Raw genomic sequence first — 17,672 nt, 5'->3', positions numbered from 1 at the left:
GGGTGATTCAGTGGGCACCCTGTGGGACACCCGCTGTGCGCCAGGAGGTGATTTTGGGCGAACTTCTGTGAACAATACACCGGCTTTGACTGCCGCTGATAACAGTGCGTCAAAACCCTCTCAGGAGGCTCAAAAAGGCGATTTTGAGTGCTTCAGAGGGGATAAAGAAGAAGTGAGGGTGTTGGGATTCGAACCCAAGACCTACGGCTTAAAAGGCCGTTGCTCTACCAGCTGAGCTACACCCTCAATGAAATGCCGAAATTCAGGCGAGACGGCATAAAATACAGAAAATAGCCCTCAATGCAAGCAAAAACACGTCTGCATATTCAATTATTTTAAAATTAAAGTTTTTTTCTTCTTTAGCAGCCCAGTTTTGGCTGATTCAAAATTAACTGCTGTGCTATTACTCTCATCCTAAGCCTCTGATGATTGAATGAAATTGTTCAAAATCTTCAGCTCTTGGGTTTAATGGCATTAATCCTGAAAAAAGTCCAACTCTAAAGATTTTCCCACGGTTCAGTTTCGCTTGATAATTCTCAGATGGTTATTATTATTGCACCTTGTCCTGCCGGAGTTTTACTTAAGCGTTTCGGCTGGGGATTTGGAATTCGTTCTTTGAGGCTTTCCTGAATCAGCCAACTGAATAATTTGCAGTATTTCTATAGATAATTGTATTTGCAAAAATGCAGAGAAAGGCATTGTCCCTCTGCTTAAAGGAATCGAAAATTGGCTTGAAACTATAAAATATCAGCTCGCAGTTTTTATGCTTTGAGAAAGCTTAATAAATTATTCGTAAAATTTTAACCTGTTTTGACATATACATTATGAATCAAGCTCATATTTAAGAAAGTTTTATTGCAGAAAGCTGATTTTGAAGTTCACTTTAGTTATTAATTTTTTATGAGAGGCTCTAACATGAAAGAGAAGAAGTATTTTTCAGCATTTATAGTTTATGTATTGCTTATTCAGGCAGGAATTTTGGCGGCTGAAATGGAACCGCCGGTTAAGGCTCCGTTCGAGAAGCTTGATACCTATTGCGTGAATGACTGGTGGAATCATGCTGAGAAAATTAAGGACAATCCCAATAAGATTATTGATGTGGATGTGCCTCGTGATGAGGTGATCTGCTTTGGTATGTACACAACTGAAGACAGCGTTCTCAAGCTTACCGCCCAGCTTTTCCCGCTCTACCCAAACGAAACACGTACAGTGCGTTTGGAATTTATGCGGGATGGGAAGTGGCAGGAAGCCGCCCGCGAGAATGTGAACGATATAGGCTGGTCTTGCCTTTTCCGGATAGAAGACTGGGATGAAACCAAAGACGTTCGCTACCGCCTCCGCCATGGGAAAAAGGCCGAGTTTGAAGGGCTTATCCGCAAAGACCCTGTAAACAAAGATGAGATTACAGTGGCATCGCTCAACTGCAACTCCAACAAGGACAGGGGTATGCGTGAGAACTACGTTCGCAACCTCAGGGCTCTCGACCCAGACCTGCTCTTTTTTGCAGGCGACCAGAGCTACGACCACCGCGAGCATACCGCCGCATGGCTGCTTTTCGGAGTTCAGTTTCGTGATGTCTTCCGCGACCGCCCGTGCATTACAATCCCCGACGACCACGATATCGGACAGGGCAATCTCTGGGGCGAAGGCGGAAAGAAGGCTCTCAGCCCTGCAGGCGACCACGGCGGATATTTCTACGATCCCGATTACGTGAAGATGGTAGAGCGCTGCCAGACCTCGCACCTGCCCGACCCTTACGACCCTACGCCAATTAAGCAGGGCATCAATGTTTACTATACAGAGCTCAGCGTTGGTGAAGTGAGTTTTGCGATTATCGAAGACCGTAAATTCAAGAGCGGACCAGCCAAGAAGATACCGCAGATGGGGCCAAGACCAGACCACGTTAGAGACACCTCCTACGATCCGAAAACAATCGATCTTGAGGGGCTCAAGCTCCTTGGAGACAGGCAGCTTACGTTCCTGAACGACTGGGCGGATGAGCCAGCGCCTCTCAAAGCCGTGCTCTCACAAACAGGCTTCTGCGGAGCAGCTACACGTCACGGTAACTTCAAAAACCTGCTACACGCAGACCTTGACAGCAACGGATGGCCTCAGACAGGGCGGAAGAAGGCCTTGACGCTAATAAACAAGGCCGGCGCCGTGCATCTTGCAGGCGACCAGCACCTGACAACGCTTGTCCGCCACGGCATCAATGAATTTCGCGACGGGCCTTTTGCCTTCGTTGCCCCTGCTATTATTAACACCTACTACCACCGCTGGTGGTCTCCGGCTGACGAGGAGCCCGGCAAAAACCGTGAGCCGAATAATCCGCTCAAATACACCGGCGACTATCTCGACGGGTTCAATAACAAGATTACTATGTATGCATACGCCAACCCCGATATCAAAAACGACATTCTAAAAGACGGCTTTGGGCTTATCCGTTTCGATAAGAAAGATAAAAGCGTTACATTTGAATGCTGGCCGAGGAAATGCGATGTTACCAAATCCGGTGCTGAGCAGATGACAGGCTGGCCGCGCACGGTAACAAGAGTAAAAACCGCTGACGGCGAATACGACTGGAAAATCCACCCGATTAAATGAATAGCGGCAAAGCAAATAAATGGGCAATAACTCTGATTAGCCTTGCTGTTATTGCCTGTTTATATCTTATAGAGCTGAGCAAAATCGAAGTGGGCGGCTCTGAAAGAGTGCCCGCTTTGGATAATGTTAAGGCCAGCGAGGCGGATAAACGGTGGGAACCTTTTTACCGCGTCCGTGCAACGCTGATAGATAATCAGAACGCAGAATTTGACATTCCGGAAAAGCTCCGCCGAAAGGACGGCGAGCAAATTACGCTCACAGGTGCGGCTATGTTTTACGGCTCAGGCTGCACTGCTTCGGGGGATAAGGTTTCTGTGGAATATTTCTTTCTCGTTCCTTCATTATCTATCGCTGATGCCTGCACAATCCTGCCTGAGGTTATGATGAGGTATCGTGTGCGGGTGAATCTTGTTGAGCCGTGGGTTTTATCCCGCATCGAGATGACTGCGGCTATTATCCGCGTAAGTGGGCGTTTCCGGATAGACACCTCGAAACCATTCGAGGCGGCTTTCATTGTGGAAGAGGCTGAGTGCTCGCTTATAGAGAATGAGTAACTATGGATTTTTTTACGATCTTCTTTGATTCACTTATGCAGGCCGCACCGTATGTAATACTGGGTATGCTGATTGCAGGGGCGGTGCGGAACTATGTGCCTCAAAGCGTACTGCAAAATAATCTAGGCGGACGTTCCCCGCTCACTCTGCTCAAATCGGTGGGGATAGGATGCCTGCTTCCGCTTTGTTCCTGCGGCACGATACCCCTTGGAATCGGGCTGTACAGGAGCGGGGCGGCGATAGGGAATATGCTTGCATTTATGACATCCGCGCCGGTGCTCTCGCCTGTTCTGATTGTCCTTGCGATAAAGCTCCTCGGTTTCAAGATTACGCTCACATTAATTTTTTCTGCTGTTGTTGGGGCTTTGATTATCGGCTGGCTCGGCAACAGACTGTTTTCCCCGCAAGGCGAATTCTCGTCCGACCCCCGCTGCGAGAATATGGAATTCAAATACCACAGCAAACTCGCTGAAAAGGGCAGGACAGGCAAGCTTCTGGAAACTGTAAGGTGGTCTTTCTTTGATCTGGGAGCAGATATCTGCATTGATATCCTGATAGGGCTTGGCATTGTTTCGATTATCTTAGCAATTCTGCCTATGGAGTGGATTTCGAGATGGCTCGGGCAGCAGGATTTGTTTACACTGGTTTATGTGGTTATTCTCGGGATTTTCACCTACGCATGCAGCATCCCCTCTATCCCGATAATTCAGGGTCTTTTGCTTATGGGAGCCTCTCCCGGTGCGGCGATGGCGTATATGATTGCAGGGCCGGCTACAAACTTCGGAGAGCTCTACGCAATAGGCAAATCAATGGGGAAAAAGCCCGCTGTTTATTATGCAGGAGCTCTGATTGTGCTTGCGATAGCTGCGGGATACCTTACCGACAGGCTTGTCTTCCCCGATTATCAGTACCGGGCTTTCAGGGAGCAGGGCGAGCTTGTGATTAAGCAGTGCTGCGTGCCGGTGATATTTGGAGAGGGGGTTGATGTGGGGGAAGCTCAGGTGCCCGGATGGCACTGGCCTTTCGGTTTTCTGCTTTTCGCAGTGATTGGCTTTGGTTTTTTCAAAAAGGTAAAACACTTTCTGGTAAATCCATGCGAATGCTGCGTATGGAAGAGCTACGGGCAGGGCGATTCATGCGGGGCAAAATGCCATGTAAGAAGGAAACACGACCTGTTCCAGAAATATATAGCCCAGCCCGTTAAAAAGTTAATGAAAAATTATTAAATTTTTAGAATTTTGAATTGCTTTTTGGCCGATTTTTAAGCAAACAGCCTGATAGTTTTTGGTTTATTTCCATTTATTTGGCAATTTTCCTTAAAAAATCACATAAAAATGATTACAAAATATAAAACGAGTTTGAATTTGGTTTTTTGCAGTATTATAATATCATTATGTTTTACCCAATTGAATATGAAGGATTAAATAGTCTTAACCGGCTGAGTATTTGAAAATGGATGTTCTCTCAGAATTATCAAACTTCTTTCCGGCAGCTGTTTACACTGGGCTTAAGCTCGTTATGCTCAGCCCGAACCACGAGGTGGTTATAAAGCGGCCGGAGAATGAATCCGAATTTCAAACAGAAGAAAGCCGGAATCGTGTGGTCGTTGAGATCCTCAGCGGCAGTGAGGATTCCGGAAAGAAGCTTGTTGAGACCGAGCTTTTTCAGATTCGAGATGTGCGCATGCTGGCAGGGGAGATTGAGAAATATATTCAGAACGCTCTTGATATTTCTATGAAGGCTAAAGGTGGAGAAAGTTCAGATGGCGGGCAGCCTTAAGATAGACAAAGGCCCAGGTTGGATAGAGCTTGGGTTTAAGATTGTTCCGGGCAGCAGCAGAACAATGATTTCAGGCAGCCTTGATGGATTGATCAAGGTGAAGGTGGCGGCCCCGCCGGAAAAAGGAAAAGCAAACAAAGAGCTTATCTCATATCTGGCCTCACGATTAAACACAAAGAAAAAGGATATTGAGCTTGTATCAGGTGCGTCCAATCCTGTTAAGAGGCTCAAGATATACGGCGCAGAGCCGGAAAAAATTATGCAAATTTGCAGGGAGTGAAAAATGGCAGAGAAAGAAAAAAAGAAAGCTAAGAAAAGCAGTTTGTTGCGTAAAGTGCTTATTGCAATTCTCGTGGTGTTTTTGCTTATCTCAGTACTGTTCAGTTTCTTCGGCGAAAGAGCGGCAACCGTAGCAGCGGAAAAGGCTGGTACGAAGGCTCTTGGAGTAGGCGTTGATATAGATGCGATTACGTTCAGCCTCATGGGAGGCGAGGGGAAGATAAACGGGCTCACCGTTGACAACCCCGAGGGCTATAAGCTCGATTATGCCATGAAGATGGGGCAGGGCGATATAGCCATTGATACAGGCTCGCTTCTCAGCGACGAGGTGCGTATCAAGAAGCTCCATTTCGACGGGCTTCATATAAATTTCGAGAGCAGGGGCTTCAAGAGCAACTTCCAGACTATTACCGAGAATATTAAGCCTGCTGAAGGTGAAAAGAAGCCTGAAGAGGAAAAGCCTGCTGAAAAGGGGAAAAAGCAGGTTGTTGTTGACAAGCTGATAATTTCAAACGCAAAGGTTACTGTAAAGCTGATAGACCTTCCTGTAGGCGATATGGATAAAATGACCTTCACCCTTCCGCGAATCGAGTTGGAAGATGTGGGTAAGGATAAGAAACTCACTTTTGCCGAGCTTACAAAAATTATCTTCGGAACAATCACCGAAACCATAATGGAAGCCGGCAAAGGTATAATACCTTCGGGCGTTCTTGATTCTCTCGGCGGCACTTTCAAAGGCGCAGCAGGGATGTTAGGTGATCTGGGCCAGGGCGTATTCGGCTCTGTTTCTGGAATCGCAGGTGAAGGCGGCAAGAAATTAGGTGAGGCTGCAGAAGGCGGCAAAAAGGCCGTAGAAGACGTTGTTGAGGGTGGTAAAAAGGCCATTGAGGGCGCAGCCAAGACCGGTGAGAATATCGGCAAAGAAGCCGGCAAAATAGTGGAAGGAATTGGCGGTATGTTCGGCGGCGAAAAAAAGGAAGAAGAAAAAGCTGAATAGGGTTTAGTTTATTAGTCAGGGATGATGAAAAAACAAGGATTAACAGCCCCCGCAGGGTTCCTCGCTTCCGGGGTTCAGGCGGGTATAAAGGATTTGGGCAGCAAAGACCTTGGAATGATAAGCTGCCCTCAAGGGGCAAAGGCCGCCGGAGTTTTTACGACAAATGCAGTTGTCTCGGCTGCTGTCGAGGTTTGCAGGGAGAATCTCGCCTGCGCCAAATGCTTCGGCGTTGTGGTTAATTCGGGCGTTGCAAACGCCTGTACCGGCAAAAAAGGCCTCAGCGATGCACGCAGTATGTGCAGGGAGGCGGGCAAAGCCCTCAAGGCAGACCAAGGGGCAATGCTTGTTGCTTCTACTGGGGTAATTGGCCGGAAGCTGCCTATGGATAAGGTACGCTCAGGGATCAGGACCTGCGCAGATTTGCTTTCTGATTCTCAAGAGGCGGCCAGAGATTTCGCAGAGGCAATCCTCACAACAGACACAGTTAGCAAGCAGCATACTGAAACAGTTCGCATCTCAGGCAAAGAAGTAACCATAGCCGGTGCGATAAAGGGAGCGGGCATGATAGCCCCCAATATGGCCACTACGCTCTGCTTTCTAACTGCAGATGCTGCCATAAGTAAAAGGCTTCTTCAGAAAGCCCTCAGAGAAGCAGCAGGTGAGTCCCTCAACAAGCTTACTGTTGACGGCCATCAAAGCACAAATGATACTGCTCTTCTCTTGTCTTCCGGAAAGGCCGGAAACGCACCAATAAGCAGGCCAAAAAGCCCAGATTATAAAAAATTTTACGAAACACTGCTAAGCGTATGTCGTAATCTTACCAGACAGATGGCTCTTGACGCTGAAGGGGCTACTAAAATATTCAAAGTTGAGGTTTCGGGGGCGGTTTCAAAGAAAGATGCCCGTAAAGCGGCAAGGGCTGTAGCGGATTATGATCTGGTAAAATGCGCAATAAACGGCTCAGATCCCAACTGGGGCAGAATAATTTGTGCGATAGGCTCTTGCGGAGCAAAAGTTAATGTTGATAATATAACTTGCCGGCTCGGAAGGCTTACCGTTTTCCGCAGCGGCAGGCCGGTAAAGTTTGATAAGAAACGTGCTGAAGAGATTGTTTCTCAAAAAGAGCATACGATCTTGATAGACCTTGGAGCAGGAAGCGGTTCTGATTTCTGCTGGGGTTGCGATTTGAGCAAAAAGTACGTCGAAATAAATGCCGATTACCACACCTGATTAGATCAGGTCTAGTTCTTTAACAACTAAAGAGGGTTTTGCTGGAACAAAAAATGTTTCAGATAAGCTGAAATATAAAGGCTGCAGAGAGGATGTCTTTCTTTTGGCGCAGTAAGCTTTTAGCTGTGTGCTTTCAGGATTTCCAAACCGCCGGCTGACGGAATAGCCGGCTGGTTTCAGAATGTTAAAAAAACATTTTAGGAGTGATTAAGATGCTTAAAAAAATGATTCTCACAGCGATTATGATTGCCTGCACGGCAGGTGTAACAATGGCTTTCGACGCTGATATAAAAGGCGATCTCTCAATCGATTATTCAAGCAAGTATATTTGGCGCGGTAAAGCTATTTCTGATGAGTCTGTAATGCAGACTGGCCTGGATTTCAAAATTGACAACATAAAAGTAGGAATCTGGGGCAATATGGACATTACAAACGATCTCGAAGAGAGAAACAACTTTACCAAGGTTGACTACTACATTGAATACGGCGACAAGCTCGGCGATATGATGAAGTACTGCATTGGCGCTAAGAGATTTGACTTTGATATTGACAATAGTAATTATGTCATGGGTACGCCGATGGCTACTACTGAAGTTTATGCAGGGCTGGGCATGGATATGATGCTCAACCCAATGATCAAGGCTTACTATGATGTTGATGAAGCTCAGGACGGTATGAATATCCGCGGCTGCGTGAGCGAGTCTATGGAGCTTTCAGACGGCATAGGGCTTGACTGCTCTGCTTCAGTCGGCTGGACTAATGATAAGTCTAACGAAGTTTACTGGGGCTCAGATGATGACGCATTCCAGGACTTCAAGGCGAATGTTGGTATGCCGATTGCAATGGGCGACTGGACTCTTACTCCAAACGTTACATACGTTGCCCTTTTAGACAGTGATATGAGAGAAGCAGACGGCTTCTACGCTTCTGACGATCCGGACTACTTCTACGCAGGTGTAGGACTGTCAACAAGTTTCTAATTTTATGCCTTTAACAGGCAGTTTCCCTGAGAAAGCGCATACGCCGCCGAAAGGAAGACACTCTTTGCAGCCGGCACTTCAAAACCCTCTTTTGTAGAATATCTTCTTGTTTGCCGCATTTTTATTAATAAAAGGCAGAGGCCCTGAAGCCGCTGCCTTTAAGTAAGGTAAGATGAAGTTTATGTAGTTAAGCTCAGCCCCAAGGCCACGGTTTAGCTTTCGTTCTTCTCGCCCATTTTTCCCACAGTTCCGCCAGCTCTTTTACCTTCTCAGGATATTTTTGGGCAAGGTCGTGTATTTCGGATTTATCCTTATCCATATCATAAAGCTCCCAGCCCGCTGAAGTTTTAAATTTCCGTATCTCTTTCACATACGAAACCAGCTTCCATTTCCCCTTGCGGATTGCACGGTTGCCCTCGTGTTCCCAGAAAATGGCGTCTCTTTCGATTGGCTTATCTTGCAGAGCGGCGGGCAGAAGGCTTTTGCCTTCGTAAGGCGGGATATCGTTGCCGTGGAACTTCTTTGGATACTCCGCATCAGCTATGTCAATGCACGTAGCCATAATATCGATAATATGCCCGGGCGTGCGGTTGATCTTGCCAGCCTTATTTTTCGTTTTAGCCGGCCATGAGAAGATCAGCGGCGTAGCGATTCCGCCTTCATGGGTGTAATGTTTGAAAAGCTTGAAGGGTGTATTCTGAGCGTGAGCCCAGGCCCTGCCGCATCTGATAAAGCTCTCTGGTCCTCCGAGCCTGCCGGTATTCTTGCCGAAGTTGTGGGCTTCGGCTCTTCCCTCAGCGCATCCCCCGTTATCAGAGAGGAACATAAATACGGTATTCTCATATTCGCCCTTTTCTTTGAGGAAATCCACCAGCCTCCCCACGCTCTTATCCATCTCGTCGATCATAGCGGCGTAAACGGCCATCATATCGGCCTGCTCTTTCTGTTCTTTCTCGCTGAGTTCATCCCACGCAGGTATGCCCCGCTTATACCAGCGGTAGCGGGCGTTTTTGAGCTTGTCCCAGTCTTCCCTTTTATCGTGAGAAAGCCCCCACTGCTCTTTGAGAATGCCCATCCGCTTCATACGTTCGTATCTCTGCCTGCGCAGCTCGTCCCAGCCGCATAGATAGCGTTTGCGGTATTTCTCGATCGTTTCCTTCGGGGCCTGCAATGGCCAGTGCGGGGCGTTATGGGCGAGGTAGTAGAAAAACGGTTTATCCTGCTTGAAGGCCTCTTTTGCGAATTGAATCCCGTAGTCAACCCATGCGTGTGTGGTGTAGAAGCCTTCGGGCATTTCCGATTTGCTGTTGTATTTTAGTTTATCATTTAGATAAACCTCTTTGTTCGGCTGGTAGAAAAAGCCAGCACCAGTTGGGCAGCCGAAGAAGCGGTCGAATCCTCGCGAGGTTGGTATCTGGCTCGGGATAGCTCTTCCCACGTGCCATTTGCCTGTGATTGCGGTGAAATAGCCTGCTGGCCTGAGCACTTCTGCTATCGTAACGCAATTTCTGTGGATGTGTCCCTGATAGCCCTCAAGGTCGTGGTCTTTATACATCCACCCCATTCCCGCCTGATGGGGGTAGAGCCCGCTGAGTATGCTTGCACGAGACGGGCAGCACCTTGCGGTGTTGTGGAAGTCTGTAAAACGCACGCCCTGCTTTGCGAGGCCGTCGAGATTCGGGGTTTCGATTTCGCTGCCGAAACACCCGATATCTGAATAGCCCATATCATCCACCATAATCACTACGATATTGGGCTTCTTTCTGCTTTCAGCGGCAATCAAACTACCTGAAGCAGCAGCAAATGAAGCCGCAAACGATGCCTTGATAAAATCTCTTCTACGCATAAATAAACCTCTTTTTAAGAATTGTTTCCTGTATTAGAATTTTACGGCTTCTTCAATCCCCACGTCTTTCGCCCAGCTCTTAATCTCAGCCTTGAGCTCTTTAACCTTATCAGGCTTCTGAGCCGCGAGGTTAGTGGTTTCCTTTATGTCGCTCTGCAGGTCAAAAAGCTCAGCGTTTGAGCCGTCCGGATTGATAAGCAGCTTCCATTTGCCGTCTCTGACTGCAAACGAGGGGCTTATAAACTCTTTGTTCCCGGGCATCAGGGTTGCGAAAGGTTTTCCATATTGCCAGCAGATTGGCTTTTTACGCTCGAAATTTTTCCCGAGAAGCGCAGGCATCATATCCTGCCCGTCTTTCTCAGCAGAAGCCTTCCCCCCTGTAACATTGAGGAATGTCGGCGAAAGATCTATCCCTGCGCATACTGCCTCGCTGTTTATTGTGCCTGCCTGGATTTTGCCTTGCCATTTCGCTATAAACGGCATCCTTATTCCGCCTTCATAGAGGCTCCATTTTCTGCCGTAGAATTCCCCTGTTGATCCCGGGGGAGTCCAGCCGTCTCGGTAGTAGCGTCCCCAGTCTGTCGGTCCGTTGTCGCTTGTGAAAACTATCAGCGTGTTGTCTTCTATTCCGAGCTGCTTAACTTTATCGAATGCCCTTCCGAGCTGTTTATCCATCTCTTTTAGTATGGCAAAGAAATCCTGCTCCCAAGGGTTCTGCGTAACAGATTCCATCTTCTCGGCCTCGCCCTCTTTAGGCAGGTGCCAGTCGTGAACATCATTGGGGAAAAGCTCAATGTAGAAAGGCCTCTCAGCTTTAACGCTTTTCTCCATAAATTTCAGAGAACGATTTACGTAATATTCTGTTGTTTTATGTTTGGGGGTTTCAGTAAGTTTGCCGTGGCCGAGCTTTGCGCTTTGTCTTGATAGGCCGTGGTCTTCGAATAAAAGCCTCTCTCCGAGCCCTTCAAACGAAACGAGTGATTCATCAAAGCCGTATTCCTGAGGCAGGGGGGCATCATCAACGTCTCTTCCGCCTCCAACATGCCATTTGCCGAAATGTGCTGTGTTGTAGCCCGCTCGTTTCAGCTCGCCCGCGGTAACCGGAGCCTCCGTGGAGAGATAATTTGCCATACCGCGTTTTTTGTTGATCTTTCGTGAATTCAGGTAGGAATGTATCCTCCATCTCTGCGGGTACTGGCCTGTCATTACAGATACGCGGGAAGGAGAGCATATCGGGGAGTTTACGTAGAAGTTGGTGAGCTTTGTGCCCTCCGATGCGAGCCTGTCTATGTTGGGGGTTTTGATTTTGTAGTTCCCGAAGCAGGAAGGATCGGCAAAGCCCATATCATCTATGAACACAAAAAGGATATTCGGCTTTTTCTCTGTGAGCCCGAAGCTCATTGGTGCAGCAGCGGCCGCTGCCCCCGCAAGAATTGTCTTTTTCAGGAAATCTCTTCTTTTGATCATTTTTAAGCCTCTTAGAAAAATTTTATTACATTTTTACGCTTTTATTGCTTTCTTATTATAAAAATATCTGATTTTTCAAAATTTTACACTATTTTTTTTGGCATATTTTTCATATACGAACTATCTTCTTGTAATCTTGCAAAAATATGGTACAATCAAAAAGAACAAGCTCTAACTTATTTAAGCTTTAACAAATAAAATTTTGTAAAAATTTTAAATCTGAGACATTTATAAGAGCCGGACAGGTTGATTCTGTCTCAATTTAAGTAAAAATTTTAGTTTTTAATTATGAGGCTGTAAACCAATGCGGCCAAAAGAAAGGTTTTATTATTTATAGGAAGGCAGTTATGAAAAAGAAGGCTTTTACACTAATTGAATTACTTGTGGTAATTTCTATTATCGCTCTTCTCATGGCGGTTCTTATGCCGGCTCTGGGCAGAGCCAGAGAACAGGCCAAGTCCACGGTCTGCCAGACTCGTCTGAAGCAGTGGGGCGTTATATGGAACGTTTACACTGATAAATACGGCGGCAGATTTCCAAGTGCGGAGAATGTTCAAGACAGATATGGAATCGGCTGGCTCAGGGGTGCTTGGATAGTTCCTCTTCGCTACGAATGGGAAACTAATACCGATATCCTCAGATGCCCTGAAGCTGAAGAACCAGCTCCAAACGAGAATCCTAACGATCCAAGTTATAACGGGGTCAGGCATGCATACTGGATGGGAGATCCGGGTAATATTGAAGACGAGGAAGATCTTGACGAGAAGGAATATGCCAGCTACGGTATGAACTGCTGGGCCTTTGATGATTCAGAAGACGTTCAGCAAAGACCAGCTGAGTACCACTGGAGAGCTATAAGCAGAGTAAGCAGGGCAAATACAGTGCCGCTTTTTGCAGATGCAATATGGCGTGGCGGCGGTCCTCACTATGAAGCAGGCGAAACCGCAATTCAGCCCTCCCCACAGAACGGGCAGTTTATGAACTATAAAAATGAGATGTCCCACTTCACTGTAAGAAGGCACCCGAAAGGAACGAATCTGCTGTTTATGGACGGCTCTGTAGGCAAACTGCCTATCAAAGAGCTTTACCATCAGAAATGGCACAGAATGTTTGACCTTCACGGCCGCTACTCAGAAGAGGATACTGAAGTTGACTGGCCAGAATGGATTGAAGATACTACAAACTAAAGTATTAACTTTTTTCAGTTAATAATAAGCCGTCTGAGTTTTAGCGATTCAGGCGGCTTTGCTATGCGCAGATTCCTGCAGAAAAATTTCATTAGCCCCGTTGAAACTATTAGCTGAAGACTGGCTGTTTTGCCGAATTTTAGGCAGCTTGTCAGCGTCGGGTTTTGCAGTTAGAGGTTCAATGAATCTAAGCAGGGGCACGGTTTTCTTCTGCATCAGAGCGGCGCAAATATTTTGGAGCAAAGCTGGAAGGGTCTTGGAAGTTTTGCTTTTCGATTTCCGGCCATGCAAGCCTGCAGAGCGAGGAGGCTCTTATATTCCAGAAATCTTGCGTAAGAATAAAATTTCCCTCAGCTTCAAACTTTTTCGAATAGTATTTCAGCCCTTCGCCCAGAAGGGCGGTCCTGATTTTCTTATCGCCGGCCATTTCTATTATCTGTTTGGGCTTGAAAAGAGAGTCTTCAATTTTCTTCTCCCAGCGTCCATCCTCAAACTCATACATTGATGAGAAAAACTGCCCCCTCTTTGCATCCAGCACAGGAACTATGCGGTCGAATTTTTCTCCGCTTTGCTCAATGTATCTCTCGCAGTTTTCTCGGGTGGCGTCCATACTGCTCAGTCCGATCAGTTTAGCCCTGCCTGCAAGAGCAATCATTTTCGCAGCGGTGATGCCGATTCTAAGGCCGGTGTAGCTTCCTGGGCCTTGCGTTACGGCCAAATGGGTAATTTCATTTACTGAGATGTTCCCTTCTTCGAGTATGTTTTGAATTGAAGGCAGAAGTTCGGCAGCATGCTTCATCTGGCCGGAAAAAAATTTTTCGCCCAATATCTTTCTGCCTGTGCAGATTGCCGCTGAACCAGCCCTGCCCGATGTGTCTATACACAGAATTATTTCAGCCATTTTCAAATATTTCAAAAGAGTTTGCAGATTATTTCTTGAAAGTTGCGAGATAATGTGGAATATATTCACCTTTCAAGGCGTTATGTCAAATTAAATTGGGTGAAAAATCCAGATGAAAACAAATTATTGACAGCAAAAGGTATTTTTGGCTTGCAAAGCTGAAGGCCTAACTATAAACTTAGCAGACTAATTCCGGAACTTTGTTTTCGGATCGAATAGCATATAAAATTGACACTTAATATACTTATACATTGCCGGAGGTAATAGTGGCTAATTTAGCGACACTTGTTGCACGTAAAGGAATGGTGTTACTAAGAACCGTTTTGGCCGTTGGGCTTATTGCTTTAGCTTCTACGGTTGTCGTTGGCTTTGCAGCTCAGGATGATGCTGCATTGACAAAGGCAGTTGACGAGTACATCGAAGTTTGTCAGTCTCAGTACGACAAAGGCCTGTATTCTACAGCTAAAGACGGGCTTATTGAAGCCAAGTCTGAATATGCTTCAGATATGACTGAAGCTCAAGAGAGCCGAATTAATTCGATGCTTGAAAAGGTTAATCAAGCTATTGAAGCACGAAGCCGTGTTTCAGAAATGCTGGAAAACGGCAAGAAAGCTGTCAGCAGCAAAGACTACAGCCAGGGGCTCAAGATGCTCAATCAGGTTGTCTCTAACGAGTATGCCAGCAAGGCTCAGGCGGAAGAGGCTAAATCAGTTCTCGAATCTGCTGAAAAGTCTATGCAGAAGGTAGAGCAGGAGATGGAAGCTCTGTTCGATGAAAGCGTATCGCTTTACAAAGACGGCAAGCTCTCTGAAGCTATGCAGGGTTTCCAGCAGGTAAGCAGCAGCGGCGTTGATGTTTCCAACTGGTTCGGAAGAGACAGTGAGTATTATATTGCCAAAATCAAAGAGGCTATGGATGCCGGCGGCGATGCAGAGAAGTCAGGCAGCTCTAAGCAGAGCGATGAGGCCTCCGCAGATAAGGATGCAGATAAGGATAATGCATCCGGAAACGCCAAGCAGGAAGCGGCAGAGCTCTTCAAACAGAGCGTGGAAGAGTATAAGGCCGGTAACTACGAAGCCGCAAAAGACGGTTTCGAGGCTGTGGCAGACAGCGGCTACGATATCAAGAACTTCTGGGGAAGAGACAGCGAATACTTCCTTGAGAAGATAAGCGAAAAGAGCAAAGAGCTGGCGGAAAAAGCCGAAAAGGCAAAAGAGCAAGCCAGAATGGCCGAAGAAAAGAAGGCCAGAGAGAAGAAAGAAGCCGAACAAAAAGCCCGTGAAGATGCTATGAACAAGCTCTTCCGCGAGAGCGTGGAGCAGTATCGCGGGGGCAATTTTGATGCCGCTGAAGAGGGCTTTCAGCTCGTGAAAAACAGCGAATTCAACCCGAAATACTGGGGTAAAGACAGCAGTGCTTTCCTTGCCAGAATTGAAGAGGCAAGAAAGGCTGAAGCCCAGAAGGACGAAGCGGAAAAGCAAGCTGAAACAGCGGACAAACAGCAGGACGAGAAAGCTCAGCAGAAAATGCAGGACAAGCCTGATATAAGCGCTGAAGCGAAATCTGCTGAGCAGCAGAAGTCTCCAGAGGCCAAGGAAGACAGCTACCTGAGGGTTCTCAGTGAAAAGAGGAACCGTCAGAGGGATTATACCCGTGCAATAGTTAATGATGCGGTTACAAAAGCGAATCAGTATCTCAGCGATGAGGAATTCGCCAAGGCGAGAGAGGCTCTTTCTGTGGCCTATTCGAATATCGAAAAAACCAAGATGCTCCTTGGCGATGAGCTGTACACCGAATATAAAACACGTCTTGATTCTCTCAGCGCAAAGATCGACAACCTCCAGCAGGAGGCGAGGATCGAGGCTGCAAAAGTTGAACGTGAGCAGACTGAAGAGCTTGAGAAAGAGATCCGCAGGGATATGGAGCGTCAGCGTCAGCAGGCGGTGAAAGACTATATGGAAAATGCTATGGCCTTTCAGAGAGAGCAGCGTTATGAAGAGGCTCTCGCTCAGCTTGAAGCCCTTCTCGCTATCGATCCGCTCAACAGCATGGCACTGCTCCAGAAACAGACATTAGAGCAGACAATCTCATGGCGCAAGCAGATTGAAGTGCAGAATAAGATGCACAGAGAAGAGATCGAAACGCTTATAAAGGCCGACGAGGCTTCAATCCCCTATGCGGATGATATGACTTTCCCATCAAACTGGAAGGAAATCGTTAAAAAGCGTGAGCAGCGTGAGAGCGACGGAATGAGCAAGGAGAACCTTGATGTTTACAGGCTCCTCGAACAGAAGGTTGACCTCTCGGCGTTTTATGAAGATATGCCGTTCGGCGAGGCCCTTGAGGTGCTCAGAAATTCCACAAATCCCCCGCTTACGATTATCGTTCTCTGGAGAGATTTGGATGAAAATGCATTCATAGACCAGACCACCCCGATAAACATTACAATCCCCGCTCCGGTTAAGGTAAAAACAGCCTTAGAACTCCTGCTTGATTCAGTTGCAGGCGGGCTTGCAGAGCTTAGCTATGTAGTTAAGGACGGCATCATCCAGATTGCAACTATGGGCTCTCTGCCCGATAAGATGGTTACAAAACGCTACGATGTTCGTGAGCTCCTTGGCGAAACAGCAAACTTCAGCTTTGAGATGGATGTTTCCAACTACGGCCAGAGCGAAGGAAGAACTGCCGGCGGTGGCGGCGGCGGAGGAGATGACTACGAATCCGACGACGATGACCAGCAGGAAGATACCCGTGAGTCTTTGACTCAGAGAGCTTCCACACGTGCGCAGTCTATTGTCAATCTGATTCAGGAAACGGTTGCACCGGAAAGCTGGTATGATGCCGGCGGCGACGGAACAATAACAACCTTCCAGAATAATGTTCTGGTTATTCGCCAGACACTTGAGCACCACGAGAAAATCAAAGAGCTTATAGACGAGCTCCGCCTTACTCTCGGCGAGCAGGTTGCTATTGAGGCAAGATTCCTCACCGTAACCGAGAACTTCCTTGAGCAGATCGGTATAGATCTGGATATGGTTATCAATCCGGACGATTCAAACTGGAACGAGATCGCCTTTACCCAATCTCACAAATCAGGCGGGTCTCCTTCTGATACTGGTGTTCCCGGTTCTCTGGCAGGTGCTATTGCATCTTCTATGAACGGAAGCTATGTTATGGACGATCTTCAGGTGAGCTTCCTGATAGAGGCCACTCAGGCGCATAAAGATGCAAAGAGCCTGAATGCTCCGAGAGTAGCAGTGCTCAACGGCGAGCGGGCAAGTATCAGAGTGGGCAAGGAAACAAGCTTCGTGAGCGATTACGAATTTGAAGACCTCTCTACTACAGGCGATAACCCCCTTGTGAGAACAATAGCAGACCCAGAAATCGACAGGATACGTGATGGTGTTAATCTCACTGTTACACCAACAATCACTGCAGATAAGAAATATGTCATTCTAGGAATACAGACCCAGTATCTAAAGACCAACTTCGATACTTATACAGTACCATCAGATACTGGAACTGGTACACAGGAATATCCTATCCAGCTCCCTGTAAGGGAAGAGGCAAGAATCGGTACAAGGGTAACTGTACCGGACGGCGGAACTCTGCTCATTGGCGGACAGAAGCTTACCGGACAGCAAACCGCTGAGAGCGGCGTACCTGTACTGAGCAAAATGCCGTTCGTAGGACCGCTGTTTGAAAACAGGGGCAAGGTTAAAGACCAGAGCATTTTGCTCATACTTGTTAAGCCTTCAATTATCCTAAGGGACGAACAGGAAAAAGAAGCCGTGGATGCGATGGAAAGCAATTTCTAAAGCATAAGCGGATTTTAGTAATGCCTCGGC

Annotated in this window: 13 protein-coding genes and 1 tRNA gene; 10 read left to right on the top strand and 4 right to left on the bottom strand. The window is 47.1% G+C overall.

Annotation, left to right across the window (positions count from 1 at the left end):
• Positions 1-173 precede the first annotated feature (173 nt).
• Positions 174-246, bottom strand: a tRNA-Lys gene (locus STSP1_RS03990).
• A gap of 669 nt (positions 247-915) precedes the next feature.
• Here STSP1_RS03990 and STSP1_RS03985 point away from each other — a divergent pair.
• The 8 genes from STSP1_RS03985 to STSP1_RS03950 all read left to right on the top strand — a co-directional run bounded on the left by STSP1_RS03985 (position 916) and on the right by STSP1_RS03950 (position 8,423).
• Complete coding sequence (locus tag STSP1_RS03985) at positions 916-2,604, top strand: metallophosphoesterase family protein (RefSeq protein ID WP_085755111.1); 1,689 nt, start codon at positions 916-918, stop codon at positions 2,602-2,604.
• Positions 2,601-3,158, top strand: coding sequence for a hypothetical protein (locus STSP1_RS03980; RefSeq protein ID WP_085755110.1), 558 nt, complete (start codon positions 2,601-2,603; stop codon positions 3,156-3,158). Before STSP1_RS03985 ends, STSP1_RS03980 begins: the two co-directional genes overlap by 4 nt.
• Positions 3,159-3,160: 2 nt before the next feature.
• Positions 3,161-4,384, top strand: coding sequence for a permease (locus tag STSP1_RS03975; protein ID WP_085755109.1), 1,224 nt, complete (start codon positions 3,161-3,163; stop codon positions 4,382-4,384).
• A 220-nt stretch (positions 4,385-4,604) separates the two neighbouring features.
• A complete protein-coding gene (locus tag STSP1_RS03970; RefSeq protein ID WP_123806975.1) occupies positions 4,605-4,937 on the top strand; it encodes a hypothetical protein in 333 nt (110 codons plus the stop codon).
• Positions 4,921-5,217, top strand: coding sequence for a DUF167 domain-containing protein (locus STSP1_RS03965; protein WP_085755107.1), 297 nt, complete (start codon positions 4,921-4,923; stop codon positions 5,215-5,217). Before STSP1_RS03970 ends, STSP1_RS03965 begins: the two co-directional genes overlap by 17 nt.
• A gap of 3 nt (positions 5,218-5,220) precedes the next feature.
• On the top strand, positions 5,221-6,213 hold the full coding sequence (locus tag STSP1_RS03960; RefSeq protein WP_085755106.1) for a DUF748 domain-containing protein: 993 nt from the start codon (positions 5,221-5,223) through the stop codon (positions 6,211-6,213).
• A gap of 21 nt (positions 6,214-6,234) precedes the next feature.
• Positions 6,235-7,443 carry a bifunctional glutamate N-acetyltransferase/amino-acid acetyltransferase ArgJ gene (argJ, locus tag STSP1_RS03955; protein ID WP_085755105.1) on the top strand — a complete coding sequence of 403 codons (1,209 nt, stop codon included), beginning with the start codon at positions 6,235-6,237 and terminating at the stop codon, positions 7,441-7,443.
• A gap of 212 nt (positions 7,444-7,655) precedes the next feature.
• Positions 7,656-8,423, top strand: coding sequence for a hypothetical protein (locus STSP1_RS03950; RefSeq protein ID WP_085755104.1), 768 nt, complete (start codon positions 7,656-7,658; stop codon positions 8,421-8,423).
• 193 nt (positions 8,424-8,616) lie between these two features.
• Here the strand turns inward: STSP1_RS03950 and STSP1_RS03945 are convergent, their stop codons facing one another.
• Together STSP1_RS03945 and STSP1_RS03940 are read right to left on the bottom strand one after the other, a co-directional pair.
• On the bottom strand, positions 8,617-10,269 hold the full coding sequence (locus STSP1_RS03945; RefSeq protein WP_085755103.1) for an arylsulfatase: 1,653 nt from the start codon (positions 10,267-10,269) through the stop codon (positions 8,617-8,619).
• Positions 10,270-10,302: 33 nt separating this feature from the next.
• Positions 10,303-11,736, bottom strand: coding sequence for a sulfatase family protein (locus STSP1_RS03940; protein WP_085755102.1), 1,434 nt, complete (start codon positions 11,734-11,736; stop codon positions 10,303-10,305).
• Between the two features lie 347 nt (positions 11,737-12,083).
• Between STSP1_RS03940 and STSP1_RS03935 the strand changes: the two genes are divergently transcribed.
• Positions 12,084-12,923, top strand: coding sequence for a type II secretion system protein (locus tag STSP1_RS03935; RefSeq protein ID WP_085755101.1), 840 nt, complete (start codon positions 12,084-12,086; stop codon positions 12,921-12,923).
• Between the two features lie 187 nt (positions 12,924-13,110).
• Here the strand turns inward: STSP1_RS03935 and tsaB are convergent, their stop codons facing one another.
• Positions 13,111-13,824 carry a tRNA (adenosine(37)-N6)-threonylcarbamoyltransferase complex dimerization subunit type 1 TsaB gene (gene tsaB, locus STSP1_RS03930; protein WP_123806973.1) on the bottom strand — a complete coding sequence of 238 codons (714 nt, stop codon included), beginning with the start codon at positions 13,822-13,824 and terminating at the stop codon, positions 13,111-13,113.
• Positions 13,825-14,090: 266 nt separating this feature from the next.
• Here tsaB and STSP1_RS03925 point away from each other — a divergent pair, with 266 nt between their 5' ends.
• The gene (locus STSP1_RS03925; protein WP_085755099.1) at positions 14,091-17,642 is read left to right on the top strand and encodes a hypothetical protein; all 3,552 of its coding nucleotides are present in this window, start codon (positions 14,091-14,093) and stop codon (positions 17,640-17,642) included.
• Positions 17,643-17,672 lie beyond the last annotated feature (30 nt).

This window comes from Sedimentisphaera salicampi, from assembly GCF_002117005.1.
GTDB classification, from domain to species: domain Bacteria; phylum Planctomycetota; class Phycisphaerae; order Sedimentisphaerales; family Sedimentisphaeraceae; genus Sedimentisphaera; species Sedimentisphaera salicampi.
The sequence above is the reverse complement of the archived record's forward strand: the minus strand, read 5'-3'. Positions and strand labels throughout refer to the sequence as shown.

Coding starts and splice junctions, on each gene's coding strand:
- STSP1_RS03935 (WP_085755101.1), top strand. CDS start 12,084: ATGAAAAAGAAGGCTTTTACACTAATTGAATTACTTGTGGTAATTTCT.
- STSP1_RS03985 (WP_085755111.1), top strand. CDS start 916: ATGAAAGAGAAGAAGTATTTTTCAGCATTTATAGTTTATGTATTGCTT.
- argJ (WP_085755105.1), top strand. CDS start 6,235: ATGATGAAAAAACAAGGATTAACAGCCCCCGCAGGGTTCCTCGCTTCC.
- STSP1_RS03965 (WP_085755107.1), top strand. CDS start 4,921: ATGGCGGGCAGCCTTAAGATAGACAAAGGCCCAGGTTGGATAGAGCTT.
- STSP1_RS03960 (WP_085755106.1), top strand. CDS start 5,221: ATGGCAGAGAAAGAAAAAAAGAAAGCTAAGAAAAGCAGTTTGTTGCGT.
- STSP1_RS03950 (WP_085755104.1), top strand. CDS start 7,656: ATGCTTAAAAAAATGATTCTCACAGCGATTATGATTGCCTGCACGGCA.
- STSP1_RS03980 (WP_085755110.1), top strand. CDS start 2,601: ATGAATAGCGGCAAAGCAAATAAATGGGCAATAACTCTGATTAGCCTT.
- STSP1_RS03945 (WP_085755103.1), bottom strand. CDS start 10,269: ATGCGTAGAAGAGATTTTATCAAGGCATCGTTTGCGGCTTCATTTGCT.
- STSP1_RS03940 (WP_085755102.1), bottom strand. CDS start 11,736: ATGATCAAAAGAAGAGATTTCCTGAAAAAGACAATTCTTGCGGGGGCA.
- STSP1_RS03975 (WP_085755109.1), top strand. CDS start 3,161: ATGGATTTTTTTACGATCTTCTTTGATTCACTTATGCAGGCCGCACCG.
- tsaB (WP_123806973.1), bottom strand. CDS start 13,824: ATGGCTGAAATAATTCTGTGTATAGACACATCGGGCAGGGCTGGTTCA.